Origin of the sequence: Pseudomonas sp. KBN10P06128 (assembly GCF_037574945.1) — a bacterium.
GTDB lineage: Bacteria > Pseudomonadota > Gammaproteobacteria > Pseudomonadales > Pseudomonadaceae > Pseudomonas > Pseudomonas aeruginosa.
In genome coordinates this window covers 3,229,787-3,252,674 of record NZ_JBBELR010000001.1, presented here as the reverse complement: position 1 = coordinate 3,252,674, position 22,888 = coordinate 3,229,787, and the positions used below count along the sequence as shown (strand labels likewise).

The following is a 22,888-nucleotide window of genomic DNA, read 5'->3' as shown; positions in this document are numbered from 1 at the left end:
CCATGACCGCCGACCAGATCGCCGCCTTCTGCCTGCAACTGCCCGGCGCCCGGGAAGACCTCAAGTGGGGTTCGAACCGGGTGTTCTCGGTGGCCGGCAACAAGATGTTCGCCATCCTCGACTTCGTCGACAAGGACGGCGGCCTGGCCTTCAAGGTCGGCAGCGAGCTGTTCCTCGGCTATGTCGACCGCCCCGGCATCCGTCCGGCGCCCTACCTGGCGCGCGCGCACTGGATCGTCATGGCCCGCCCCTACCCGATGAAGGCGGCGGAGTTGCGCGAGGCCCTGGTCCGTTCCCATCAACTGGTGGTGGCGCGCCTGCCCAAGCGCCAGCGCCTCGGCCTGGTACTCGACACATGAGTCGCGACCGTCTGTACACCTGGGCCGGCCTGTGGCGCTCGCCGTCGTCCAGCTGGGAGGCCCTGCGCCTGGAGGACGACCAGGCGGAAAGCCAGTTGCGCGCGCCGGACGAACGCAGCGGCCTGCCCTACCAATTGGACTACCGGTTGCGCTGGGACGCCGACTGGCATCTGCGTGAGGCGGTGTTCCACGTCGAAAGCGAAACCGGGGTGCGCAAGCTGCACCTGCTCGCCGATGGCCGCGGCCACTGGCAGGACGGCGACGGCGAAGCGCTACCGGCATTCGACGGTTGCCTGGACATCGATATTTGGCCAAGCCCCTTCACCAACACCTTCCCGATCCGCCGCCTGGGCCTGGCCGATGGCCAGCGCGCGGAAATCCGCGCGCTCTACATCGAGGCCCCGGCCCTGGAGCCGCGTAGCATGCGCCAGGCATACACCCGCCTGGACGCCAGCCACTACCTCTACGAGAACCTCGAAGGCAGCGCGTTCAAGGCGGTACTGCTGGTGGACGAACAGGGCCTGGTGATCGACTACCCGGGTCTCTTCCAGCGTCTCTGAACGCGCTAGCGCCGGGCACCGCGCGTCGCCGATAGCCCGGCGAATCCGTTAGCCTGCTTTCATTCGTCATCCGCAACGGTCATCATGGCGGACCGCGACAACCCACTGCGACCGCGTTTCCCACATGTCCGTCGATATCCGTCCCACCCCGCCGGCGCAGGACAGCGCCCGGCAGAACGTCACCCTGCAGATCGTCTCGGTGGTGATGTTCACCTTCATCGGCTACCTGACCATCGGCATCCCGCTGGCGGTGCTGCCCGGCTACGTGCACGACGACCTCGGCTACGGCTCGGTGCTGGCCGGCCTGGTGATCAGCCTGCAGTACCTCGCCACCCTGCTCGCCCGACCCTACGCCGGGCGCGTCATCGACGGCCTCGGGCCGAAGCGCGCGGTGCTCTACGGCATGGCCGGCAGCGCCGCGAGCGGGCTGTTCATGCTGCTCTCGGTGGCGATCCAGGGCTGGCCGGCGCTGAGCCTGGCCAGCCTGCTGGTCGGCCGCCTGGTACTCGGCGCGGCGGAAAGCCTGGTCGGCTCGGCGGCGATCGGCTGGGGCATCGGCCGGGTCGGCGCGCCGCACACCGCCAAGGTGATTTCCTGGAACGGCATCGCCAGCTACGGTGCCATCGCCCTCGGGGCGCCGCTAGGGGTGCTGCTGGTGCACTGGCTGGGGCTGTGGAGCATGAGCGCGTCCATCGTCCTGCTCGGGGCACTCGGCTTCGCCCTGGCCTGGCCGAAGTTGCCGGCGCCGCTGGTGCACGGCGAGCGACTGCCGTTCCACCATGTGCTCGGCCGGGTCACCCCGCACGGTATGGGCCTGGCGCTGGGGGCGATCGGCTTCGGCACCATCGCCACCTTCATCACCCTCTACTACGCCAGCCGTGGCTGGGCCAACGCAGTGCTCTGCCTGAGTGCCTTCGGCGGTTGCTTCATCGGCGCCCGGCTGTTGTTCGCCAATAGCATCAACCGGCTCGGCGGCTTCCGCGTGGCGATCATCTGCCTCGGCGTCGAAAGCCTCGGCCTGCTGTTGCTGTGGAGCGCGCCGAATCCCTGGGTCGGCCTGGCCGGCGCGGCGCTCACCGGCTTCGGCTTCTCCCTGGTGTTCCCGGCGTTCGGCGTGGAAGCGGTGAACCTGGTACCGGCTTCCAACCGTGGCGCGGCGCTGGGCGCCTACTCGCTGTTCGTCGACCTGTCGCTGGGCATCACCGGGCCGCTGGTGGGCTTCGTCGCCAACCTGTTCGGCTTCCGCTCGATGTTCCTCTTCGCCTGCCTGGCCTCGCTCGGCGGGCTGGCCCTGGCCGTCGCACTGCACCGGCGCAGCCGCCGGCCCGTCTAGGGCGTGCACCGTCCCAGGCGGCGGTACGCGTTCTAGAGCTCGCCGAGCAAGGCGCTCAGGGCCGCGCGCAACTTGCCGGGCTTCAGCGGCTTGTTGAGCAGCGGCACGCCCAGGCGGGCCAGCGCGCGGCGGCAATCGTCGCTGCGGTCGGCGGTGATCATCACCGCGGCGATCTCCGCGCCGTAGTCCTCGCGCAAGGCGCCCAGCAACTGGCAACCGGTAGCGCCGTGGTCCAGGTGGTAGTCGACCAGGATCGCATCCGGCGCGCGGCCATCGAGCGCCTTGCGCGCGCCTTCCAGGTCGGTGGCGGTAAGCACCTCGCAGCCCCACTGGCCGAGCAGCGCGGACATGCTGAAGAGAATCTCGGTCTCGTTGTCCACCACCAGCAGCCGCTGTCCCGGCAGCGGATCGCCGGCCGAAACCCGCGCAATCGCCTCGCCGGGTGCTGGCCGCGCCGGCTTGCGGACCAGCGGCACCTCGATGGCGAACAGCGAGCCTCGGCCTGGAGTCGAATGCACCTCGATGCGGTAGCCGAGGATGCCGGCGATACGGTCGACGATGGCCAGCCCGAGTCCGACGCCACGGCGCTCGGAAGCGCGCCCGGCGTCCAGTTGGTTGAACTCGAGGAAGATCGCCTGCAACTGGTCGGCGGGGATGCCCCGGCCAGTGTCCCACACCTCCAGGCGTACCTTGCCGCCACGCCGGCGCGCCCCCAGCAGCACGCTGCCGCGCTCGGTGTAGCGGCAGGCGTTGCTGAGCAAGTTGCGCAGGATCCGCGACAGCAGGCGCGCGTCGGTGCGCACTGCCAGTCGCGGGATCCGCGCACGCAGGGCCAGGCCGGCGGCACGCGCGACTTCCTCGAACTCCGAGGCCAGCGGAGCGAGCAGTTCGTCGAGGGAATAGTCGTCCAGGTCCGGACGGATCGCACTCTGGTCGAGCCGGGCGATTTCCAGCAGGTCGGTGAGCAAGGTCTCGGCGCCTTCCAGGGCCAGGTGGGTGCGCTCCACCAGTTGCAGTTCGGCGGCCGGCAGGCCCCGCTCACGCAGGGTATCGACCAGCAGCCGCGCCGCGTTGAGCGGTTGCAGCAGGTCGTGGCTGGCGGCGGCGAGGTACTTGTCCTTGCTGTGGTTGGCGGCTTCGGCGGCGTCGCGCGCCTGGCGCAACTGGCGGTTGAGTTCTTCCAGCTCGTGGGTGCGCTCGGCTACCCGCCGCTCCAGTTCCTCGTTCATGGTCTGCAGGCGCTGCTGGGCCTGGACCCGTTCGGTGATGTCGGCGACGAAACCTTCGACCAATTCTTCCTCGTCGTGCCTGAGCAGCAGGTTCATCAATACCTCGATGTGACTGCCGTCCCTGCGCCAGAGGCGCGTCTCGTAGCCGAACAGGCCGCCGCGCTCGCGCAGCAGCGCGCGGATCCGTCGCATCTCGGCCTCGCCGCCGACGAACAGTTGCCCGGCCATGTCCTCCAGCGACCAGAGCACCTGTTGCGGATCGTCGTAGCCGAGCATCTGCGCCAGCGCCGGATTGGCGGCGCGCAGCCCCTGGCCGAGGCTGGCCTGGAAGATGCCGTGCACCGCGTGCTCGAACAGCCATTTGTAGCGGTTGCGCTCGGCCTCCAGCTCCTCCAGGCGCGCCAGCAGCTCCGGGTAGTGGCTCTTGCGCGCGGAGTGGCTGCCCAGGCCGAGTAACCCGGCCAGGGCCTCCTGCTGCTGCTCAGAGGGCCTCGCCATAGACCACCTCGACATCGCGCTGGCTCGACTCGCGCGGGTTGGTAAGGATGCACGGGTCCTGCATCGCGTGGCGCGAGAGGAAGGGAATGTCGGAGCTGCCGACCCCGTGCAGGGCGAGGCTCTCGTGGAAACCCACGGCGTGCTTGAAGGCGATCAGGTGGTCCACCAGGCGCTGGCGGACCTGCCCCTGGGTCAGACCGCGGCAATCGATGCCGAAGGTCTCGGCGATCACCTTGAAGCGTTCCGGCGCGGCGCTGTAGTTGAACGCCACCACGTGTTCGACCAGCGCCGCGTTGCACAGGCCGTGGGGCAGGTCGAGATAGCCGCCGAGGCTGTGCGACATGGCATGCACCGCGCCGAGGATGGCGTTGGAGAAGGCCAGCCCGGCCTGCATGCTCCCGAGCATGATCTTCTCGCGCAGGGCGATGTCGCCGGGGTTGGCGATCATCTGTACCAGATTGCCATCGATCAGGCGCATCGCTTCCAGCGCGTGGGGATCGGTCAGCGGCCCGTGGCCGGTGGAGACGAACGCCTCGATGGCGTGTACCAGTGCATCGATGCCGGTACAGGCCGAAAGGAAGGGATCCATGGTCAACGTGGTTTCCGGGTCGATCAGCGAGACGTCAGGCACAACCGCCTTGCTCACCACGGAGAACTTCATGCGCTCGTCCTGGTTGGAAATGATCACGAACTGCGAGACGTCCGCCGAAGTCCCGGCGGTGGTCGGGATCAGGATCAGCGGCGGACTCGGCACCCGCAGCCGGTCGACGCCTTCGAACTCGAGGATGCTGCGGCCATGGGCGGCGACGATGCCGATGCCCTTGGCGCAATCCATCGGGCTGCCGCCGCCCACCGCGACGATCACGTTGCAGCCCTCGCTGCGATAGAACTCGGCGCCGAGCATCACCTCGTCGACCCGGGGGTTGGGCGAAACGTCGGTATACAGGCAGTAGTCGATGCCCTGCCCCTCCAGGCTTGCCTGGATGTCGGCGACCCAGCCGGCGGCGAGCACGCCGGGGTCGGAGACCAGCAGGACCTTGCGCGCACCGAAGGTCTTCACGTAGTTGGCGACGCTGTGCCGGCAGCCGGCGCCGAAGATGATCTCGGGCGAGACGAATTTACGCAGTTGGCTGAGGTCGTGGCTCATCTGACAGACCATTCTTATTGTTATCGGACATTGCCGGCAGCCTACTGCATTCGTCGGTTATTGCAATGCGACCTTGGCGGGTCCTTTCAATCCTCCAGCAAGCCCAGGTAGAAGCGCCATTCCGCCAGCAGCGCATGGGCGCGATTGGCCGGCTGGCGGAAACCGTGGCGTTCCTGCGGATAGCGGTGGCACTCCACGCGCACGCCGCTACGCCGCAGGCCGGCGACCATCGCCTCGGTCTGCTCCGGCACCACCACCGCGTCGAGCCCGCCCTGGAAGAACACCACCGGCGCGCGGATGCGCCCGACCTGCAGCACCGGACTGCGCGCCAGGTAGCGACGGCGCTGGCGCTGCGGGTCGCCGATCAGCCAGTCGAGGTAGTCGCCCTCGAACTTGTGGGTGCAACGCGCCAGTGCCAACGGATCGCTGACCCCATAGAGACTGGCGCCGCCGCGCAGGCCATCGAGGCAAGCCAGGGCGCGCAGCGCGCTGTAGCCTCCGGCGCTGGCGCCACGGACGAAGACCCGGGCGCGGTCGATCCGTCCCTCCGCGTCCAGCCGCGCCAGCGCGGCCTCGATATCGCGCAACTCCAGGCGCCCCCACTGGCCGCGCAAGCGCTGCCGATAGGCGCGGCCGTAGCCGCTGCTGCCCCGGTAGTTCAGCGCCGCCACGGCGAAACCGCGCTGGGTCCAGAATTGCAGGCCGGCATCGAACGCCGGCGAATGCATCGAGGTCGGTCCGCCATGCAGCCACACCAGCAGCGGCGCTGGTCGTCGGGGATCGACGCGGCGGCGGGCATTGCGCGGCGGATAGAAGAAACCGTGGCCGTTTTCGCCGTTGCCCAGCCCATAGACGAAGGCCTGCGGATGCGACAGGTCATCCTCCGCCAGCGGTCGCTCGCCGCCACGCAGCACCTCGACGCGCAGGTCGTCGCGGTGGATCGCCAGCAGCGCCGGCAGGCGTCCGGCCGCCGCCGCGATGCAGTAGAACGCCCGGGCATCCGCGGCCAGTCCGGCGAACCGGTTCCAGTCCGCGGCCAGGCGCCGCTCGCTGCCGTCCGCTTCGCGCAGGAACAGTTGCCCGCCGCCGACCTCGACGCGACTGAGCAGCAGCCTTCCCTCTCCCAGCGGCAGGTAGCTGCAAGCGCCCAGTTGCCAGGGCGCGCCAGCGTGGTCGGCATCGGCGAAGCGGCCGGCCAACGCGACCTCGGCGCAGGGACGCCACCAGCCGTCGCGGTCGCTCAGCCAGTGAAGGCGGCCGGCGGGATCGAAGCGTGGTTGCTGGATCGACTCGCCGCCTCCGGCTCCGGCCAGGCAGCGCGTACGCCCATTCTCCGCCAGGCCCAGGCGGGTCTCGGTCCAGGGCTGGTGCGGACGGTCCCATTCGATCCAGGCCAGCCGCCGCCCCTGGCCGGCGGCACGCGGCGCGGCGTAGAAATCGGCGCCCTCGACCAGCACCCGGCGCGCGCCATCGGCGTCCAGGCGCACGATGCGATGCACGACCCCGGTCGGCCCATGGCTCTCTTCCACCGCCAGCAGGGCATCCCAGGCATCGACGTAGGCCAGGTCGCCGTAGCGACACTGCGCCCCGCCGCCCAGCACTTGGGCTGCGCGGCCCGCTCGCCAGCGGCGTACCTGCTGGTCGGTTTCGTCGACCCAGGCCAGCCCGTCGAGCGTCACGCAGCAGGCGCCGCCGCCGTACTCGTAGACACGGCTGCGCACCGAGCCGTCCGGCGCGGTGGGCTCCTCCAGCACGCCGTCGCGCCACAGGTACAGGCGCGAGCGCGCGCTGGCCGGATCGAATTCCACCCAGGCCAGCCCGCCATGGGCCGCCTTCAGCTCGCTGAAATCGCGCCCGGCGGCTACCGCGCGCTCGGCGCTCCAGTCGCTCGGCCAGTCGCCGTAGTCGACCATTGCCTCAGGCCTTGCAGATCAGGCGTGACGCGCGCTGGTTGCGCCAGGTCAGCGCGTCCAGGCCAAGCGGCGCCTCCTCGGCCTGGCGACGGGCCGCGAGGATCAGGTCGTGCCGTGCCGACTTGGCGCAGACCGGGTCGGTGGCGTCGGCATCGCCGGTGAGGAGGAACGCCTGGCAGCGGCAGCCGCCGTGGTCCCTCTCCTTCTCCTCGCAGGAACGGCAGGGTTCGGGCATCCAGGCGTCGCCGCGGTAACGGTTGAAGCCGAACGATTCGTACCAGATGTGGCGCAGGCTGTGCTCGCGCACGTTGGGAAACTGCACCGGCAATTGCCGCGCGCTGTGACACGGCAGCGCGGTGCCGTCGGGGGTGATGTCGAGGAATACGCTGGCCCAGCCGCCCATGCAGGCCTTCGGCCGTTCCTCGTAGTAGTCGGGGGTGACGAAGATCAGCTTGCACGGGTTGCCTTCGGCGGCCAGCCGCTGGCGGTATTCGGCGGTGATCCGCTCGGCGCGCTCCAGTTGGGCGCGGGTCGGCAGCAGCCCGGCACGGTTCAGCGCGGCCCAGCCGTAGAACTGGCAAGTGGCGAGTTCGACGTAATCGGCTTCCAGCTCGATGCACAGCTGGATGATCCGCTCGATGTTGTCGATGTTGTGCCGGTGGGTGACGAAGTTGAGCACCATCGGATAGCCGTGCGCCTTCACCGCGCGGGCCATCGCCAGTTTCTGGGCGAAGGCCTTGCGTGAGCCGGCGAGCAGGTTGTTCACTTCTTCGTCAGCGGCCTGGAAGCTGATCTGCACGTGGTCCAGCCCGGCCTCGGCGAAGCGCGCCAGGCGTGCCTCGTCGAGGCCGATGCCGGAGGTGATCAGGTTGGTGTAGAAGCCCAGGCCGCGCCCTGCCTCGATCAGTTCGGCGAGGTCCTGGCGCAGCAGCGGCTCGCCGCCGGAGAAACCGAGCTGTGCGGCGCCCAGCTCGCGAGCCTGGCGGAACACCTCGATCCATTCCGCGGTACTCAGCTCGGCGCCCTCGCGGGCGAATTCCAGCGGGTTCGAGCAGTACGGGCACTGCAACGGACAGCGATAGGTCAGCTCGGCCAGCAGCCAGAGCGGCGGCCCCACGCTTTCACTGCAGCTCGATCCAGAATTGCGCATGGGCCACCTCGAGGAACGCCAGGATGTCTTCGTCTATGCCGGGGACTTCGGGGAAACGCTCGCGCAGCGCCGCGACGATGGCCGCCACGTCGCGGCGGCCATCGACCAGCTTGAGGATTTCCCCGGCGCTGTCGTTGAGCTTGACCATGCCTTCGGGGTAGAGCAGCACATGGCAGTCCTGGGCCGGTTCGAACTGGAAGCGGAAGCCCCGGCGCAGCATCGGCACGCTGTCGAGCGACGGCAGGCTCATGATGCCAGCCCCCGATGCCAGACCCGCTCGCGGGTCACCGTGTGGTACGGCGGGCGTTCGAGTTCGTAGGCCATGCTCATCGCGTCGAGCATGCTCCACAACACGTCCAGCTTGAATTGCAGGATATCCAGCATGCGTTCCTGTGCCTCGCGGGTCCGATAGTGCTCCAGGGTGATCCGCAGGCCGTGCTCGACGTCGCGCCGGGCCTGGGCCAGGCGACTGCGGAAATACTCGTAGCCGGCCGCCTCGATCCACGGATAGTGGCGCGGCCAGCTGTCCAGCCGCGACTGGTGGATCTGCGGGGCGAAGAGTTCGGTCAGCGAACTGCTCGCCGCCTCCTGCCAACTGGCGCGACGGGCGAAGTTGACGTAGGCGTCGACGGCGAAGCGCACGCCGGGCAGCACCCGCTCCTCGGACAGCACCTGCTCGCGCTCCAGGCCCACCGCTTCCGCCAGACGCAGCCAGGCCTCGATGCCGCCCGCCTCGCCGGGGGCGCCGTCGTGGTCGAGGATACGCTGGATCCACTCGCGGCGGACCTCGCGGTCGGGACAGTTGGCCAGGATCGCCGCGTCCTTCAGCGGGATGTTGACCTGGTAGTAGAAACGGTTCGCCACCCAGCCCTGGATCTGTTCGCGACTGGCACGGCCCTCGTACATCGCGACATGGAACGGATGGTGGATATGGTAGTAGCGTCCCTTGTCGCGCAGCGCCCGTTCGAATTCGGCGCGATCCATGGCGGCACGGCTCATGTTGGCCCCCTACAGCTGGATGTGCATGCCATCCCAGGCCACTTCGATGCCACTGGCATCCAGCTCGGCGCGTTCGGCCGAAACGGTGTCGAGGATGGGATTGGTGTTGTTGATGTGGATGAGCACCTTGCGCGCGGCCGGCACCTTCGCCAGCACCTCGAGCATGCCGCCCGGCCCGCTCTGCGCCAGGTGCCCCATCTGCCGGCCGAGCTTGTCGCCGACCTCGCAGACCAGCATCTCGTCATCGCGCCAGAGCGTACCGTCCACCAGCAGGCAGTCGGCGCGGCGCATCCATTCGAGCAGCGCCTCGTCCACCTCGCCGAGGCCCGGCGCATAGAACAGCGTACCGGCGCTATCGAGGTCCTCGACGAACAGGCCGATGTTGTCGCCCGGATGGGGGTCGCCGCGATGCGGGGAATACGGCGGCGCGCTACTGCGCAGGGGGATCGCGGTGAAGCGCAGGCGCGGACAGGCCGGGATGGCGAAAGGCTCGCCATCGAGGGCGATCGGCCGGTGGCGCAGGCCGCCGTTCCAGTGGGAAAGCATGGGGAACAGCGGGAAGCCTTCGCTGAGGTCCTGGTGGACCATCTGCGTGCACCAGACTTCGTGCGGGCAGCCTTCGCGCAGGCTGAGCAGGCCGGTGGTGTGGTCGATCTGGCTGTCGAGCAGGACGATCGCGCCGATCGCCGTATCGCGCGGCCGACGCGCCGGCTGGAGGGCCGGGAAGGCGGCGATCTGGGCACGGATGTCGGGCGAGGCGTTGCAGAGGATCCAGCGCTCGCCGTCGTCGGACAGGGCGATGGAGGATTGCGTGCGTGGCTGGGCCGCTACGCTGCCGTCGCGGACCCCGCGACAGTTGCGGCAGTTGCAGTTCCACTGGGGGAAGCCGCCGCCGGCGGCCGAACCGAGAATACGGATGTGCATGGGTCTGCCCCGCGGGCTGGAGGGAGGCCCCGGAAGACCGGGGCCGAACGGATCAGCGGTTGGCGAAGTAGAGGGTCACTTCGAAACCGAGACGCAGGTCGGTGAAGCTGGGCTTGGTCCACATGGGGTCGATCCTCTCTGGTGGGGCCGGGCGATTCCGGCAGGTCGAGTTAAACATCAGCGGGGCTCGCTCCGAATGAGACTTTCGAAGGAGTTTTCCCCCTGATTTGGTAGGGACTGCCTGTTCCGCCCAAGGTTCGCCGGGAGATCGCCGTTGCGCCCCCCTGGTTCGCCCTGGTGCAGGGCAGAAGCCTAGTCCATGCCGGGGCGGCGGCGAGGCGAAAAAAAAGACGCGGCCAGGGCCGCGTCGCGCCAGAACCCGCCATGGGGAAAGCCGCGTCGGGACGCGGGACGAGCGCACCCGCAGGTGCCTTGGCGGAAAGGCCGCGGGTCGGAGCGATCCGCGGCGGCTGAGGACCGCTCAGAAGAAGCCCAGCGGGTCGATGTCGTAGCTCACCAGCAGGTTCTTGGTCTGCTGGTAGTGGTCGAGCATCATCTTGTGCGTCTCGCGACCGACGCCGGACTTCTTGTAGCCGCCGAACGCGGCGTGGGCCGGGTACAGGTGGTAGCAGTTGGTCCACACGCGACCGGCCTTGATCCCGCGGCCCATGCGGTAGGCGCGGTTGATGTCACGGGTCCAGAGGCCGGCGCCGAGGCCGTACTCGGTGTCGTTGGCGATGGCCAGGGCCTCGGCTTCGTCCTTGAAGGTGGTGACGCCGACCACCGGGCCGAAGATTTCCTCCTGGAACACGCGCATGCCGTTGTGCCCCTTGAGCAGGGTCGGCTGGATGTAGTAGCCGCTGGCCAGGTTGCCTTCGAGCTTCTCGACGCTGCCGCCGGCGAGCAGCTCGGCGCCTTCCTGCTGGGCGATGTCGAGGTAGGAGAGGATCTTCTCGTACTGCTGCTGGGAAGCCTGGGCGCCGACCATGGTCTCGGTGTCCAGCGGGTCGCCGCGCTTGATCGCCCTGACCTTCTTCAGCACCTCTTCCATGAACGCCGGGTAGATCGACTCCTGGACCAGCGCGCGGGACGGGCAGGTGCACACCTCGCCCTGGTTGAAGAAGGCCAGCACCAGGCCCTCGGCGGCCTTCTCGATGAACGCCGGCTCGGCCTGCATGATGTCTTCGAAATAGATGTTCGGGCTCTTGCCGCCCAGCTCGACGGTGGAGGGAATGATGTTCTCCGCCGCGCACTTGAGGATGTGCGAGCCGACCGGGGTGGAACCGGTGAAGGCGATCTTGGCGATGCGCTTGCTGGTGGCCAGGGCCTCGCCGGCCTCCCTGCCGAAGCCCTGGACGACGTTGAGCACGCCCGGCGGCAGCAGGTCGCCGATGAGTTCCAGCAGCACGCAGATGCCCAGCGGGGTCTGCTCGGCCGGCTTGAGCACCACGCAGTTGCCGGCGGCCAGCGCCGGGGCCAGCTTCCAGGCGGCCATCAGCAGCGGGAAGTTCCACGGGATGATCTGCCCGACCACGCCCAGCGGCTCATGGATGTGGTAGGCCACGGTGCTGTCGTTAATCTCGGCGGCGGAGCCTTCCTGGGCGCGGATGCAGCCGGCGAAGTAGCGGAAGTGGTCGGCGGCCAGGGGAATGTCGGCGTTGAGGGTCTCGCGCACGGCCTTGCCGTTGTCCCAGGTCTCGGTGACGGCGAGCAGTTCCAGGTTCTGCTCGATGCGCTCGGCGATCTTCAGCAGGATGTTCGAACGCTCCTGCACCGAGGTACGGCCCCAGGCGTCGGCGGCGGCGTGGGCGGCGTCGAGGGCCTTGTCGATGTCCTCGGCGGTGGAACGGGGGAACTCGGCGATCGGCTGGCCGTTCACCGGCGAGGTGTTGGTGAAGTACTGGCCCTTGACCGGAGGCACGAACTCGCCGCCGATGTAGTTGCCGTAGCGAGGCTTGAAGGTGACGACGGCACCGGGGGTTCCGGGCGCTGCGTAGATCATGGCGAAGCTCTCCTGTGTGGTCGTTCCGCCGTGGCGCGGCGGACTCGTGCAAGGGCGCCGCGGTCGGCGGCGAAGGGTCGGGCGCGTCACTCGTCGACGTGCACGCTTTCCAGATAGCTGCGGATCGCCCAGAGGCCTTCCTGGCTGATGAAGTCGGCCATCTTCGGCATGTACACCGCGCCATCGCGCACCGCGCCGTTGATGACCCGCTCCTTGAACCATTCGTCGCCCTCGGCGCCGGTCTCCAGCAGGCGCAGGTCCGGGGCGATGCCGCCGGACTTGGCTTCCAGGCCGTGGCAGCGCGCGCAGTTCTGGTTGTAGGCGGAGGCGCCGATCTCGACGGCGAGGTCGTGCTTGGCGTAGGGCTCGCGGTAGGGGTTGGTGTCGCGCCATTCCTTGCCCAGCGGCTCGAGTCCCTTGGTGTCCACTGCCTGGGGGGTCACATCGCCGTGGGCCAGCGCCAGGCTCGAGAGGCTGAGACCGGCCAGCACCAGCAGGCCGCGCAAGGCGTTGTTCTTGTTCATCACTTCATTCCTCCGGGGAGACAGGACAAGGCACGGGCGCCAAACGGCGCTCATCGCCATCCTAGGAAGCTCCGCCGCGCGCCCGAATCCTGCTTTGGGCGTCCTCGCCTACTCCCTTCGGAGTAGAGCCTCGGAAGGCCTTACGCGGGGCTTTGGCAGCAAGTCCAAGTCATGCCCCGTCCGGGAAGTCTTCCCGGACGAATCGGGCGATCTTCCGTTCCCGTCGGCGCGCCCCGCTTCCACCATGAAGCCGCCGCGGCCCGAGCAGCGGCCTGCCGTTTCTCGACCCTCACTCCAAACGGGAACCCGATCATGACAACAAGAACCTCACCCGCCCCTGCCGGCCTCCTGCGCCCGAGCCTGCACTGCCTCGCCTTCGCCGTCGCCCTGGGCAGCGCTGGCGCCGCGCTGGCCAAGGATGTGACCTGGGAGGACATCGCCAACGACGACAAGACCACCGGCGACGTGCTGCAGTACGGCATGGGCACCCACGCCCAGCGCTGGAGCCCGCTCAAGCAGGTCAACGCCGACAACGTGTTCAAGCTGACCCCGGCCTGGTCGTACTCCTTCGGCGACGAGAAACAGCGCGGCCAGGAGTCCCAGGCCATCGTCAGCGACGGCGTGATCTACGTGACCGCCTCCTACTCGCGGCTGTTCGCCCTCGACGCGAAGACCGGCAAGCGCCTGTGGACCTACAACCACCGCCTGCCCGACGACATCCGCCCGTGCTGCGACGTGGTCAACCGCGGCGCCGCGATCTATGGCGACAAGGTGTTCTTCGGCACCCTCGATGCCTCGGTGGTGGCGCTGAACAAGAACACCGGCAAGGTGGTGTGGAAGAAGAAGTTCGCCGATCACGGCGCCGGCTACACCATGACTGGCGCGCCGACCATCGTGAAGGACGGCAAGACCGGCAAGGTCCTGCTGATCCACGGCAGTTCGGGCAACGAGTTCGGCGTGGTCGGCCGCCTGTTCGCCCGCGATCCGGATACCGGCGAGGAAATCTGGATGCGTCCCTTCGTCGAAGGCCACATGGGCCGCCTGAACGGCAAGGACAGCACGGTGACCGGCGACGTCAAGGCGCCCTCCTGGCCGGACGATCGCAACTCGCCGACCGGCAAGGTCGAGTCGTGGAGCCACGGCGGCGGCGCTCCCTGGCAGAGCGCCAGCTTCGACGCCGAGACCAACACCATCATCGTCGGCGCCGGCAACCCCGGCCCGTGGAACACCTGGGCGCGCACCGCCAAGGGTGGCAACCCGCACGACTACGACAGCCTCTACACCTCCGGCCAGGTCGGGGTGGACCCGAGCAGCGGCGAGGTGAAGTGGTTCTACCAGCACACCCCCAACGACGCCTGGGACTTCTCCGGCAACAACGAACTGGTGCTGTTCGACTACAAGGCCAAGGACGGCAAGATCGTCAAGGCCACCGCCCACGCCGACCGCAACGGCTTCTTCTATGTGGTCGACCGCAGCAACGGCAAGTTGCAGAACGCCTTCCCCTTCGTCGACAACATCACCTGGGCCAGCCACATCGACCTGAAGACCGGCCGCCCGGTGGAGCGCGAGGGCCAGCGCCCGCCGCTGCCGGAACCGGGGCAGAAGCATGGCAAGGCGGTGGAAGTATCGCCGCCGTTCCTCGGCGGCAAGAACTGGAACCCGATGGCCTACAGCCAGGACACCGGCCTGTTCTACGTGCCGGCCAACCACTGGAAGGAAGACTACTGGACCGAGGAGGTCAGCTATACGAAGGGCAGCGCCTACCTGGGCATGGGCTTCCGGATCAAGCGCATGTACGACGACCACGTCGGCAGCCTGCGCGCCATGGACCCGGTCAGCGGCAAGGTGGTCTGGGAACACAAGGAACACCTGCCGCTCTGGGCCGGGGTGCTGGCCACCGCCGGCAACCTGGTGTTCACCGGCACCGGCGACGGCTACTTCAAGGCCTTCGACGCGAAGAGCGGCAAGGAGCTGTGGAAATTCCAGACCGGCAGCGGCATCGTCTCGCCACCGATCACCTGGGAACAGGACGGCGAGCAGTACCTCGGCGTGACCGTCGGCTACGGCGGCGCCGTGCCACTGTGGGGCGGCGACATGGCCGACCTGACCCGGCCGGTGGCCCAGGGCGGTTCCTTCTGGGTATTCAAGCTGCCCAGCTGGGACAACCGCACCGCCAGCCGCTGATCCCTGCGCCGCGCCCTGCGAGGCGCGGCTTTCCCCGCCTGCGGAGTATCCCGATGAAGACCTTCCTCCTCTGCGCCGCCTTGCTCGGCGCCGGCCTGGCCCAGGCCGCCGACGACATCGACGACGTCCGCGTCATCGCCGGCTGCCGCCTGGAGCCCGGCGCGCGCTGCGCCAAGGCCGACTTGCGCGGCGCCGACCTGCGCAACCTCGACCTCGGCCGCATCGACCTGGCCGGCGCCGATCTCTCCGGCGCCGACCTGCGTCACGCCAGGCTCGACCTGGCCAACCTGGAAAAAGCCAACCTGCGTGGTGCCGACCTCACCCGCGCCAGCCTGCAGCAAGCCAACCTGCGCGGCGCCGACCTCTCCGGCGCCAGGGCGGTGGCCATCCAGGCCTGGGGCCTGTTCGCCCAGGGCGCCCAGTGGCAAGGCGCCGACCTCACCGCCGCCTACCTGGAGTTCGCCCGTCTCAGCGGCGGCCGCCTGCACCAGGCCACGCTGCGCGCCGCCGACCTGGAGATGACCTGGCTGTCCCGCGCCGATCTCAAGGGCGCCGACCTGCGCGACGCCAACCTGCAGGAAGTCAAGCTGGCCGAGGCCAACCTGGAAGATGCCGACCTGCGCGGCAGCAAGGTGCGCTTCGGCAACTTCCAGGGCAGCAACATGCAGGGTTGCAAGGATTGCCCCGCGGGCTGGCAGTGAAGCGCCGGACAGCAGCGACGGCCCCCCTAGCCGAGGCTGCCGCGAGCCTCCTCGGCGAGCGGCAGCGGCAGGCCCAGCCGCAGCACGCCGCTGTCGATGGCCCGGTGCACCAGTTCCGCCTGGGTACTCACCTGCAACTTCTGCTTGAGCAGGCTGACATGGTTGGACACGGTCTTGGCGCTTACCCCCAGGTGCTCGGCCACCTCGCGCAGGGCCAGGCCACGCGCGAGCAGGCGGAAGATCTCGAACTCGCGACGGGTCAGCCCGCGCAACGCTGCCCCGCCCTGCTCTTCCCACGACTGGCAGGCCAGGCGCGTGGCCAGCGGCTGCTCCAGATAGAGCTGGCCGGCGAGCACTCGCCGTATCGCCTCCAGCAGCACCGTCGGCGCCGCGCGCTTGGTCACGTAGCCGCGGGCACCGGCATCCAGCGCCTGGCGCACCAGGGCCAGTTCGTCGTGGAGGCTGAAGAACAGCACACGCAACTGCGGCAGGCGCTGGCGCAGCCGGCGAGTCAGCTCCAGGCCGCTGATGCCCGGCAGGCCGAGATCGACGATGACCAGCGAAGGAATGTCCCGCTGCACCGCCTGCAAGGCTTCTTCGCCATCGCCGGCCTCGCTCACCTCCACGTCGGGGAGCAGCCCGCGCAACAGCGCGGCCAGCCCTTCGCGGACCACGAAATGATCGTCCACCAGCAGGATCCTCATCGTCCCCTCCTCTCAGTCGCCGCGTTCCAGCGGCATCCGCAGGCGCAACGCCAGGCCCTGTCCGGGACGGCTGCGCAGGCTCAGTTCAGCGCCCAGGCAGCGCGCGCGCTGGCGCATCGAGTCCAGGCCGAAGCCGGGTGCCGGGTCCGCCGCGCAGCCGCGACCGTCGTCGCGTACGCTCAGGTAGAGAAAGCCGCCACGGCGTTGCAGGCGGATCCGCACGCGGCTGGCGCCGGCATGCCGGGCGACGTTGTTCAGCGCCTCCTGCAACAGGCGGTAGAGATGAGTCCCGGCCGCCGCATCCAGGGGCGGCAGCGGACCGCACAGGCGCAGCTCGCAGGCGATGCCCTGGCCTTCCTGCCAGTCCGCCACGCAGGCGCGCAGCGCCTCGTCCAGCGACTGGCGTTGCAGGGCCGGCGGCGGTAGACCGCGCAGCAGCGCGCGGAAGCTGTCGTCCAGCCCCTGGCAGTAGCGCTCCAGGCGTGCCAGCGCCGGCTGCCCGGCGCCTGCCGTGCAGCGCAGCAACAACAGTTGGGTGCGGATACCCGTCAGGTACTGGCCGATATCGTCATGCACCGCCTGGGCCAGCAAGCGCCGCTCGCGCTCCTGCACGGCGAGCAGCCAGCGGTACTCCGCCGGGCCGGCGGGTCGCAGGTCATCCATGGCGTGGCTCAGGGGGCGATCCGACAGGCCTGTCCGACGGCGCAGGCGGCAGGTCTTTCCTGGCCGAGGTGGCGGGAATAGAGGAAATCGAACCCGAGCAGGCTGAGGATCAGCAGGATGGGCAACACCAGGGTGACGGCGATGCGCATGGCGGCGACTCCTGTCCATTGTCGTTGTCGAGACATGCTAGGACGCGCGGAGCCACGGCGTGCTACTACCTTGGTACTGCCGGGCCGCTACTTTTGCGCGGCCACCCGCCTCCAGCCGCCCTTGCGGGCGCCGCCGATGCAGCAGGAGCGCTGCGCAAGCGCCTGGTCCTGCTACTTTGGTACTGGTTCACCCCTCCGGACGTCGAATTTCCAAAGCAGCGCGCCTGCCCTGTAATGACGCATACAAGAAGAAACGACGAGAAGCCGCCATGCCCCGCCTTGCCTTGCCCCGCGTAGCGCCCGACTACCCTGCGGCGGTCCCGCCGCAGTACCGAGTTCGCCTTCTCCGCCTACCCGGCTGCCGACCGTCCGCGACGCGTCCCCGGCAGCGCGCGGCGGAACGCCCGCCCGCTGGGCTATCGCGCCCACGGCTGCTACCGTGAGCGCATTCGCATCCGCCCGCGTGCCCCGAGCCGCCACCAGCCGCCCATAACGACAATAACGAGGTGCAGGCCATGTACAAGATCCTGATCGCCGACGACCACCCGCTGTTCCGCGAGGCCATCCACAATGTCATCGCCGACGGATTCCCCGGCAGCGAAGTGATGGAAACCGCCGACCTCGACAGCGCCCTGGGCCTGACCCAGGAACACGACGACCTCGACCTGATCCTGCTCGACCTGAACATGCCCGGCATGCACGGCCTCAACGGCCTGATGAACCTGCGCAACGAGGCCCCGACCATTCCCGTGGTTATCGTCTCCGCCGAGCAGGACAAGCAGGTGGTGCTACAGGCCATCACCTACGGCGCGGTGGGCTTCATCACCAAGTCCTCGCCACGCGCGCAGATGACCGAAGCCATCGAGCAGATCCTCAACGGCAACGTCTACCTGCCCTCGGACGTGATCCGCACCCAGAAGAGTTCGCCGCGACGCAGCGGCCACGAAGAACACGGCATCTCCCCGGAACTGCTCCAGGCCCTGACCCGCAAGCAGCTGCTGGTGCTGGAGCGGATGACCAAGGGCGAGTCGAACAAGCAGATCGCCTACAACCTGGACATCGCCGAGACCACGGTGAAGGCGCACGTCTCGGCGATCCTGCGCAAGCTCAAGGTACACAACCGGGTCCAGGCGATCCTCAGCGCCGGCGACATCGACTTCGCCACCTACCTGCGCCGCTGAGACCCGCCGATGCCCGACCGCCGTACCCTGCTGCTCACTGTCCTGGCGATGCTGGCCTTCGCCGGCAATTCGCTGCTCTGCCGCGCGGCGCTGAAGGACACCGCCATCGACGCGGTCAGCTTCACCGCCCTGCGTCTCTTCTCCGGCGCCCTCATGCTCGCCGTCCTGCTGCATCTGCGCCGGCGCCCGGCCACGCCCGCGCGCGGCGGCTGGCGCGGGGCGGCGGCGCTGTTCGTCTACGCGGCCGCGTTCTCCTACGCCTACGTGCAGCTGGACGCCGGCACCGGCGCGCTGCTGCTGTTCGGCGCGGTGCAGGTCACCCTGCTGCTGGCCGGCCTGCTGCGCGGCGAACGGCTGGGCGGACAGGCGCTGCTCGGTTTCCTGCTGGCCCTGGGCGGCCTGCTGTTCCTGTTGCTCCCCGGAGCCAGCGCGCCGCCGCTGGGCGGTGCCCTGCTGATGCTCCTGTCCGGCCTCGCCTGGGGCCTCTATACCCTGCTCGGCCGCGGCGGCGGCGATCCGCTGGCGGTCAGCGCCGGCAACTTCCTCCGAGCCCTTGCCTTCGCCGCCCTGCTGCTCCTGGCATTCCACGGGCAGTTGCGGCTGGACGGCGCCGGACTGGCCTATGCCCTGCTTTCCGGCGCCCTCGCCTCCGGCCTCGGCTACGCCGTCTGGTACAGCGCACTGCCGGGGCTGACGGCGATCCAGGGCGCCTCGGTGCAGCTCAGCGTGCCGGTGCTCGCCGCCCTCTGCGGCGCCCTGCTGCTCGGCGAGCCGCTCGCCCCGCGATTGCCGCCGGCGACCCTGGCGGTGCTCGGCGGGATCGCCCTGATCCTCGCCCCGCGCCTGGGCCGCGCGGCACGCGAAGGCGCCTGAATCAGACCGAGGCTTCGCGCTCCAGCAAGTGGCAGAGCGCGGTCTTCAGCTTCATCGGCCGCACCGGCTTGTGCATCAGGGTATGGCCAAGCTCGCGAACCTGCTGCTTGAGTTCGTTGCTGTAGTTGGCTGTGATCATCAGCGCCGGCAGCGGCGAGCCGCGCCGGGCGTTGATCGCGGCGACCGCGTCGACGCCGTTGCGCTGGTCGTCGAGGTGATAGTCGACGATCAGCAGGTCGGCCTCGGCATGGTAGTTGTCGACCTGTCGCGCCAGGTCTTCCTCCGACAGCGCCGTCACTACCCGGCAGCCCCAGGCTTCGAGCAACGTGCGCATGCCGGCGCAGATCGCCGCATCGTTGTCCAGCACCCACACCCGCGAACCACGCAGGCGCTCGCGCAGGTCGTCCGCGCTGGCCAGCGGCTCGGCGCGACTGCGCGGGGCATGGCGGGCCAGCGGTACCTCGATGGCGAAGCACGAGCCCTTACCCGGCAGCGAGCCGACCCGGACCCGGTGGCCGAGCATGCGGGCGATCTTGTCGACGATCGCCAATCCCAGGCCGAGCCCGCGGTCCTGGTGGCAACGCTGCGACTCGCCGCGCTTGAATTCCTGGAAAATCTCGCCGAGCTTGTCGGCGGCGATGCCCACCCCGGTGTCCCAGACCTCGATCGACAGGCGCTGCCGATGCCGGCGGCAACCCAGCAGCACGCGCCCTCGCGGGGTATAGCGGATGGCGTTGGAAAGCAGGTTGCGGAGGATTCGCGCGAGCAGTTGCTGGTCGCTGCGGACCAGCGCCCCGCAGGCCACGAAGTCCAGGCGTAGCCCTTCGCTGGCGGCTACCTGGCGGTACTCCGCGGCCAGGTTGCCGAGCAGTTCGCCAAGCTCGAACGGGGCGATGTCCGGGGTGATCACGCCGGCGTCCAGCTTGGAAATGTCCACCAGGGTGCCGAGCAGGTTCTCCACGTCCTCCAGCGAATGGCTGATGTTGTTCACCAGCGCCTCGTTGTCCGGCGCCGCGCTGCCGCGCTCCTGCAAGGCGCTGGTGAACAGCCGCGCGGCGTTCAGCGGTTGCAGCAGGTCGTGGCTGACCGCCGCGAGGAACTTGGTCTTCGACAGGTTGGCCTGTTCCGCCTCGCGCTTGGCCTCGCGCAGGCGCGCCTCGACCTGGCTGCGCTCGTGGATCTCGCGCTTGAACTGGTCGTTGAGGGTGGTCAGCTCGGCGGTCCGCTCGCGCACCCGCTGTTCGAGGTTCTGGTAGGCCTGGTGCAGCGCCTCGGCGGTCCGCCGGCGCTCGGTGATATCCCGAATCAGCACGAACAGCCCGGCGACCCGGCCGTCGGCCTGGCGGTTCGGCACGTAGGAGCGCTGCATGTAGCGCTCCTCGCCGGACAACGCGGTCTCGGCGATCTCGAAGGTCACGCTTTCGCCGGCCAGGGCCCGCTCGAAGTACGGTTCCAGGCGCCGGCAGTGCTCGGCGCCATGCACGTCGCGCAGGCAGCGGCCGAGCATCGAGCCGCTGGGCCAGCGGTACCACTCCTCGTAGACCTTGTTGGTGAATTCGTAGACCAGTTCGTCGCTGAGATAGGCGATCAGCGCCGGCACCTGGTCGGTGATCAGGCGGATCCAGCGCTCGCTGGCGCGCAACGCCTCGGCGTGGCGATAGCGTTCGGTGATGTCGGTGAAGGTGTTGACGAAGCCGCCGGTGGGCAGCGCATGGGTACGGATCTCCAGCACCCGGCCATCGAACAGGCGCTGCTCGCGGGCGCTCAGCGGACTCCCCTGGGAGTCCTGGCTGCACGGCGTGAGCAACGGCAATTCGCTCTCCGCCATGACTTCGGCGAAGGCCCGGTGCCCGGCGATCGGCGCCAGCCCGCAGAGTTCCAGGAAGCGCCGGTTCCACAACTCCAGCACGCCGTCGGCACCGACCATCGCCACGCCCTGGGAGAGGTTGTCCACCGCCCGCTGCAACAGGTGCGACTTCTGCGCCAGCGCCTGCTCGCGGCGCGCGGTCTCGCTGAGCTTGATCTCGGTGACGTCGCTGTAGAGTACCGCCAGCCCGCCGTCGCGGGTCGGCCGTTCGCTCATCCGCAGCCAGCGCTCGTCGCGCAGGCGATACAGGGTCTGCTGGTCGCCGCCGCGCTGTTCCTCGACGATCAGCCCGCCGCTGCGCGCCAGCCGGTGCAGTTCGGCGCGGCGCATGCCAGGACCGATCCGCGCCCGGCTGTCGATCCACAGCGCGCGGAAGCGCTCGTTGAACAACACGATGCGCTGCTGCGGATCGAACAGGACGAAGGCGTCGGAGATGCTTTCGATGGCGTCGAGCAGATGCTGGTGGGCGGTCTCGGCACGCAGGCGAGCGTCGCTGAGCAACTGGTTGCTGGCCTTCAGTTCGAGCATCGTCTGGCTCAGCGCGTCGGTGCGCTCGCGGACCTGCTCGGCCAGCACCACGGAATACTGGAAGGCGCCGTAGGCCTCGTCGCTCTGCGCGGCGCTCGACTCGATGCGTCCGATCAGCGCCTGGTTGATCCGCTGCAACTTGTGCCGCTCTTCTTCGAGGGCGACGACCCGCGCCTGCAGCTCAGCGACGGATACCTCCACGGGGTCGGCCAATGGCGACCCCGGTGAAGGTCTGGTTGATATGCATGCCATTGAATTGCTCTCCGTAGGTGTTGAAGCCGATCACCTGCTGGCTGCGGAGAAACGCGGCGGTAGCTTGCGTGTCACCGCCGACCTCCAGCTCCAGGCGCCGCAGGAAGCAGTCGCAACCGATGGTCAGCAACGGCGGTCCGAGGCGCTCGTGGAGGCGGCGGAACTGCGCCTCCAGGTTGGGCAACAGCGGGCCGGTGCTCATCGCGGTGAGAACGATGCCGTTCTCCACCGCACAGTAGAACGTCAGGCTCAGGTCCTCGTTGGCCTGCTGGATCGAGCGCACGTAATAGCGTTCGTCGACCCGCACCGCCAGCGGATGCGCGGAGAACAGGGCGAAATCCAGCGCCTGCGGCACCACCCCGACCAACCGGGCGTATTCCAGCGCAGCCGGCTCGGCGTTGAGTTCGTGGACCCGCCGGCTGCCGCTGTCGGCGCGGGTCACCACCAGCTTCTCGGCGCGCGGCACCACGTGATGGGTGGTGAAGACCTCGAAGTCCAGCCAGGTGTTGACCAGCACCACCACTGCCGCCCCGGTATGGAACTGGCCCCGGTGGTAGACATGGGTGTGGGTCAGGTGCCGGTCGTCGCCGGCCGAGCCACCGAAATGCGGGATCGCGCCGAGCGCCGCGCCAAGCGCGGCGAGCACCACCTCTTCGCGGCTGGACAGGCCGTCGAGCAAGGTCAGGGCGAAGCTGTGGTCCTTGATCGGCGCCAGGCCGCCGCGGCGACAGCCGGCCACCAGGGTCTCGACCATCTGCTGCGCGTCCAGCAGGTTGAAGCGCTCCATTTCGTCGATCAGCGCGCTGCTGATGGCGAAGCTGCGCACGTCGAAGCCCACCGCGCTGACGCAGCCGCGCCCGTAGCCCGCCGGAGTGATCTCGCCGGCGGTGGTGCAGCCGACCAGGTCGATGCCGCCGAAGTAGCGTTCGAGCATCTCGGCAAGGGCCGGCAGGTCGTATTCCGCGGAACAGAAGAACAGCACGAAGCCCAGGTGCGGATGGATAAGCTGGCGCGCCAGGTCCTGGGCCACCACTTCGACGTCGCGCGCGCTGGACATGCCCCTGCAGACCCCTTCCCCCTGCCCTTCGTACATGCCCGCTCCCCCGTCGTTCCGCCTCGCCAGCATTCTACGAAGGGCGCCGCCGCGG

Annotated in this window: 22 protein-coding genes; 7 read left to right on the top strand and 15 right to left on the bottom strand. The window is 69.0% G+C overall.

Features of this window, described 5'->3' with window-relative positions; all coding sequences use genetic code 11:
• The first annotated feature begins 2 nt into the window (after positions 1-2).
• The 3 genes from VQ065_RS15530 (at position 3) to VQ065_RS15520 (ending at position 2,252) form a co-directional block, all read left to right on the top strand.
• Positions 3-359, top strand: coding sequence for an MmcQ/YjbR family DNA-binding protein (locus VQ065_RS15530; protein WP_003088557.1), 357 nt, complete (start codon positions 3-5; stop codon positions 357-359).
• The gene (locus VQ065_RS15525; RefSeq protein WP_003088555.1) at positions 356-919 is read left to right on the top strand and encodes a putative glycolipid-binding domain-containing protein; all 564 of its coding nucleotides are present in this window, start codon (positions 356-358) and stop codon (positions 917-919) included. Before VQ065_RS15530 ends, VQ065_RS15525 begins: the two co-directional genes overlap by 4 nt.
• Positions 920-1,043: 124 nt before the next feature.
• The gene (locus VQ065_RS15520) at positions 1,044-2,252 is read left to right on the top strand and encodes an MFS transporter (protein WP_003088553.1); all 1,209 of its coding nucleotides are present in this window, start codon (positions 1,044-1,046) and stop codon (positions 2,250-2,252) included.
• A 32-nt stretch (positions 2,253-2,284) separates the two neighbouring features.
• Here VQ065_RS15520 and VQ065_RS15515 read toward each other — a convergent pair whose 3' ends face one another.
• The 10 genes from VQ065_RS15515 to pedF all read right to left on the bottom strand — a co-directional run bounded on the left by VQ065_RS15515 (position 2,285) and on the right by pedF (position 12,638).
• Positions 2,285-3,979 carry a hybrid sensor histidine kinase/response regulator gene (locus VQ065_RS15515; protein WP_003088550.1) on the bottom strand — a complete coding sequence of 565 codons (1,695 nt, stop codon included), beginning with the start codon at positions 3,977-3,979 and terminating at the stop codon, positions 2,285-2,287.
• Positions 3,963-5,126 carry an alcohol dehydrogenase-like regulatory protein ErcA gene (ercA, locus tag VQ065_RS15510; RefSeq protein WP_003088548.1) on the bottom strand — a complete coding sequence of 388 codons (1,164 nt, stop codon included), beginning with the start codon at positions 5,124-5,126 and terminating at the stop codon, positions 3,963-3,965. Before ercA ends, VQ065_RS15515 begins: the two co-directional genes overlap by 17 nt.
• A gap of 86 nt (positions 5,127-5,212) precedes the next feature.
• Positions 5,213-7,039: an alpha/beta hydrolase family protein gene (locus VQ065_RS15505; RefSeq protein WP_003088546.1), complete on the bottom strand. Its 1,827-nt coding sequence runs from the start codon at positions 7,037-7,039 to the stop codon at positions 5,213-5,215.
• 4 nt (positions 7,040-7,043) lie between these two features.
• Positions 7,044-8,189, bottom strand: a complete 1,146-nt coding sequence (gene pqqE, locus VQ065_RS15500) for a pyrroloquinoline quinone biosynthesis protein PqqE (RefSeq protein ID WP_003119136.1) — start codon at positions 8,187-8,189, stop codon at positions 7,044-7,046.
• A complete protein-coding gene (gene pqqD / locus VQ065_RS15495; RefSeq protein ID WP_003088542.1) occupies positions 8,161-8,439 on the bottom strand; it encodes a pyrroloquinoline quinone biosynthesis peptide chaperone PqqD in 279 nt (92 codons plus the stop codon). The genes pqqE and pqqD overlap by 29 nt, the downstream gene beginning before the upstream one ends.
• On the bottom strand, positions 8,436-9,188 hold the full coding sequence (gene pqqC / locus VQ065_RS15490) for a pyrroloquinoline-quinone synthase PqqC (protein ID WP_003111679.1): 753 nt from the start codon (positions 9,186-9,188) through the stop codon (positions 8,436-8,438). Before pqqC ends, pqqD begins: the two co-directional genes overlap by 4 nt.
• A gap of 9 nt (positions 9,189-9,197) precedes the next feature.
• Positions 9,198-10,112 (bottom strand): pyrroloquinoline quinone biosynthesis protein PqqB, encoded by a 915-nt coding sequence (gene pqqB / locus VQ065_RS15485; RefSeq protein WP_003088537.1) that lies wholly within the window; start codon positions 10,110-10,112, stop codon positions 9,198-9,200.
• Between the two features lie 52 nt (positions 10,113-10,164).
• The gene (gene pqqA, locus VQ065_RS15480; protein ID WP_003106462.1) at positions 10,165-10,236 is read right to left on the bottom strand and encodes a pyrroloquinoline quinone precursor peptide PqqA; all 72 of its coding nucleotides are present in this window, start codon (positions 10,234-10,236) and stop codon (positions 10,165-10,167) included.
• 357 nt (positions 10,237-10,593) lie between these two features.
• Positions 10,594-12,114: an acetaldehyde dehydrogenase ExaC gene (exaC, locus tag VQ065_RS15475; RefSeq protein WP_023097707.1), complete on the bottom strand. Its 1,521-nt coding sequence runs from the start codon at positions 12,112-12,114 to the stop codon at positions 10,594-10,596.
• 86 nt (positions 12,115-12,200) lie between these two features.
• Positions 12,201-12,638: a cytochrome c-550 PedF gene (pedF, locus tag VQ065_RS15470; RefSeq protein WP_003088533.1), complete on the bottom strand. Its 438-nt coding sequence runs from the start codon at positions 12,636-12,638 to the stop codon at positions 12,201-12,203.
• A gap of 312 nt (positions 12,639-12,950) precedes the next feature.
• On the opposite strand from pedF, the gene exaA reads away from it, so the two are divergent.
• Both exaA and VQ065_RS15460 read left to right on the top strand, forming a co-directional pair.
• Positions 12,951-14,822, top strand: a complete 1,872-nt coding sequence (gene exaA, locus VQ065_RS15465) for a quinoprotein ethanol dehydrogenase (protein ID WP_112201606.1) — start codon at positions 12,951-12,953, stop codon at positions 14,820-14,822.
• A 53-nt stretch (positions 14,823-14,875) separates the two neighbouring features.
• The gene (locus VQ065_RS15460; RefSeq protein ID WP_003088520.1) at positions 14,876-15,523 is read left to right on the top strand and encodes a pentapeptide repeat-containing protein; all 648 of its coding nucleotides are present in this window, start codon (positions 14,876-14,878) and stop codon (positions 15,521-15,523) included.
• A gap of 26 nt (positions 15,524-15,549) precedes the next feature.
• On the opposite strand, the gene VQ065_RS15455 is transcribed toward VQ065_RS15460, so the two are convergent.
• From VQ065_RS15455 to VQ065_RS15445, 3 genes are read right to left on the bottom strand one after another with little or no spacing between them, the layout of a single operon-like run.
• On the bottom strand, positions 15,550-16,227 hold the full coding sequence (locus VQ065_RS15455; protein WP_003088518.1) for a response regulator transcription factor: 678 nt from the start codon (positions 16,225-16,227) through the stop codon (positions 15,550-15,552).
• A 12-nt stretch (positions 16,228-16,239) separates the two neighbouring features.
• The gene (locus tag VQ065_RS15450) at positions 16,240-16,890 is read right to left on the bottom strand and encodes a sensor histidine kinase (RefSeq protein WP_003088515.1); all 651 of its coding nucleotides are present in this window, start codon (positions 16,888-16,890) and stop codon (positions 16,240-16,242) included.
• 8 nt (positions 16,891-16,898) lie between these two features.
• Positions 16,899-17,039 (bottom strand): hypothetical protein, encoded by a 141-nt coding sequence (locus VQ065_RS15445; protein WP_003088510.1) that lies wholly within the window; start codon positions 17,037-17,039, stop codon positions 16,899-16,901.
• Between the two features lie 515 nt (positions 17,040-17,554).
• On the opposite strand from VQ065_RS15445, the gene agmR reads away from it, so the two are divergent.
• Positions 17,555-18,220 (top strand): response regulator AgmR, encoded by a 666-nt coding sequence (gene agmR / locus VQ065_RS15440; RefSeq protein ID WP_003088508.1) that lies wholly within the window; start codon positions 17,555-17,557, stop codon positions 18,218-18,220.
• Between the two features lie 9 nt (positions 18,221-18,229).
• A complete protein-coding gene (locus VQ065_RS15435) occupies positions 18,230-19,093 on the top strand; it encodes a DMT family transporter (RefSeq protein ID WP_003113465.1) in 864 nt (287 codons plus the stop codon).
• Position 19,094: 1 nt separating this feature from the next.
• Here the strand turns inward: VQ065_RS15435 and nahK are convergent, their stop codons facing one another.
• Positions 19,095-21,740 carry a hybrid sensor histidine kinase/response regulator NahK/ErcS' gene (gene nahK, locus VQ065_RS15430; protein ID WP_019486435.1) on the bottom strand — a complete coding sequence of 882 codons (2,646 nt, stop codon included), beginning with the start codon at positions 21,738-21,740 and terminating at the stop codon, positions 19,095-19,097.
• Positions 21,670-22,833, bottom strand: a complete 1,164-nt coding sequence (gene nosP / locus VQ065_RS15425) for a nitric oxide-sensing protein NosP (protein WP_003088504.1) — start codon at positions 22,831-22,833, stop codon at positions 21,670-21,672. Before nosP ends, nahK begins: the two co-directional genes overlap by 71 nt.
• Positions 22,834-22,888 lie beyond the last annotated feature (55 nt).

Coding starts and splice junctions, on each gene's coding strand:
- VQ065_RS15515 (WP_003088550.1), bottom strand. CDS start 3,979: ATGGCGAGGCCCTCTGAGCAGCAGCAGGAGGCCCTGGCCGGGTTACTC.
- agmR (WP_003088508.1), top strand. CDS start 17,555: ATGTACAAGATCCTGATCGCCGACGACCACCCGCTGTTCCGCGAGGCC.
- VQ065_RS15525 (WP_003088555.1), top strand. CDS start 356: ATGAGTCGCGACCGTCTGTACACCTGGGCCGGCCTGTGGCGCTCGCCG.
- pedF (WP_003088533.1), bottom strand. CDS start 12,638: ATGAACAAGAACAACGCCTTGCGCGGCCTGCTGGTGCTGGCCGGTCTC.
- VQ065_RS15520 (WP_003088553.1), top strand. CDS start 1,044: ATGTCCGTCGATATCCGTCCCACCCCGCCGGCGCAGGACAGCGCCCGG.
- VQ065_RS15505 (WP_003088546.1), bottom strand. CDS start 7,039: ATGGTCGACTACGGCGACTGGCCGAGCGACTGGAGCGCCGAGCGCGCG.
- VQ065_RS15530 (WP_003088557.1), top strand. CDS start 3: ATGACCGCCGACCAGATCGCCGCCTTCTGCCTGCAACTGCCCGGCGCC.
- pqqD (WP_003088542.1), bottom strand. CDS start 8,439: ATGAGCCTGCCGTCGCTCGACAGCGTGCCGATGCTGCGCCGGGGCTTC.
- pqqC (WP_003111679.1), bottom strand. CDS start 9,188: ATGAGCCGTGCCGCCATGGATCGCGCCGAATTCGAACGGGCGCTGCGC.
- nosP (WP_003088504.1), bottom strand. CDS start 22,833: ATGTACGAAGGGCAGGGGGAAGGGGTCTGCAGGGGCATGTCCAGCGCG.
- VQ065_RS15445 (WP_003088510.1), bottom strand. CDS start 17,039: ATGCGCATCGCCGTCACCCTGGTGTTGCCCATCCTGCTGATCCTCAGC.
- ercA (WP_003088548.1), bottom strand. CDS start 5,126: ATGAGCCACGACCTCAGCCAACTGCGTAAATTCGTCTCGCCCGAGATC.
- VQ065_RS15460 (WP_003088520.1), top strand. CDS start 14,876: ATGAAGACCTTCCTCCTCTGCGCCGCCTTGCTCGGCGCCGGCCTGGCC.
- exaA (WP_112201606.1), top strand. CDS start 12,951: ATGACAACAAGAACCTCACCCGCCCCTGCCGGCCTCCTGCGCCCGAGC.
- VQ065_RS15455 (WP_003088518.1), bottom strand. CDS start 16,227: ATGAGGATCCTGCTGGTGGACGATCATTTCGTGGTCCGCGAAGGGCTG.
- VQ065_RS15435 (WP_003113465.1), top strand. CDS start 18,230: ATGCCCGACCGCCGTACCCTGCTGCTCACTGTCCTGGCGATGCTGGCC.
- exaC (WP_023097707.1), bottom strand. CDS start 12,114: ATGATCTACGCAGCGCCCGGAACCCCCGGTGCCGTCGTCACCTTCAAG.
- pqqB (WP_003088537.1), bottom strand. CDS start 10,112: ATGCACATCCGTATTCTCGGTTCGGCCGCCGGCGGCGGCTTCCCCCAG.
- pqqE (WP_003119136.1), bottom strand. CDS start 8,189: ATGCGCAATTCTGGATCGAGCTGCAGTGAAAGCGTGGGGCCGCCGCTC.
- VQ065_RS15450 (WP_003088515.1), bottom strand. CDS start 16,890: ATGGATGACCTGCGACCCGCCGGCCCGGCGGAGTACCGCTGGCTGCTC.
- nahK (WP_019486435.1), bottom strand. CDS start 21,740: ATGGCATGCATATCAACCAGACCTTCACCGGGGTCGCCATTGGCCGAC.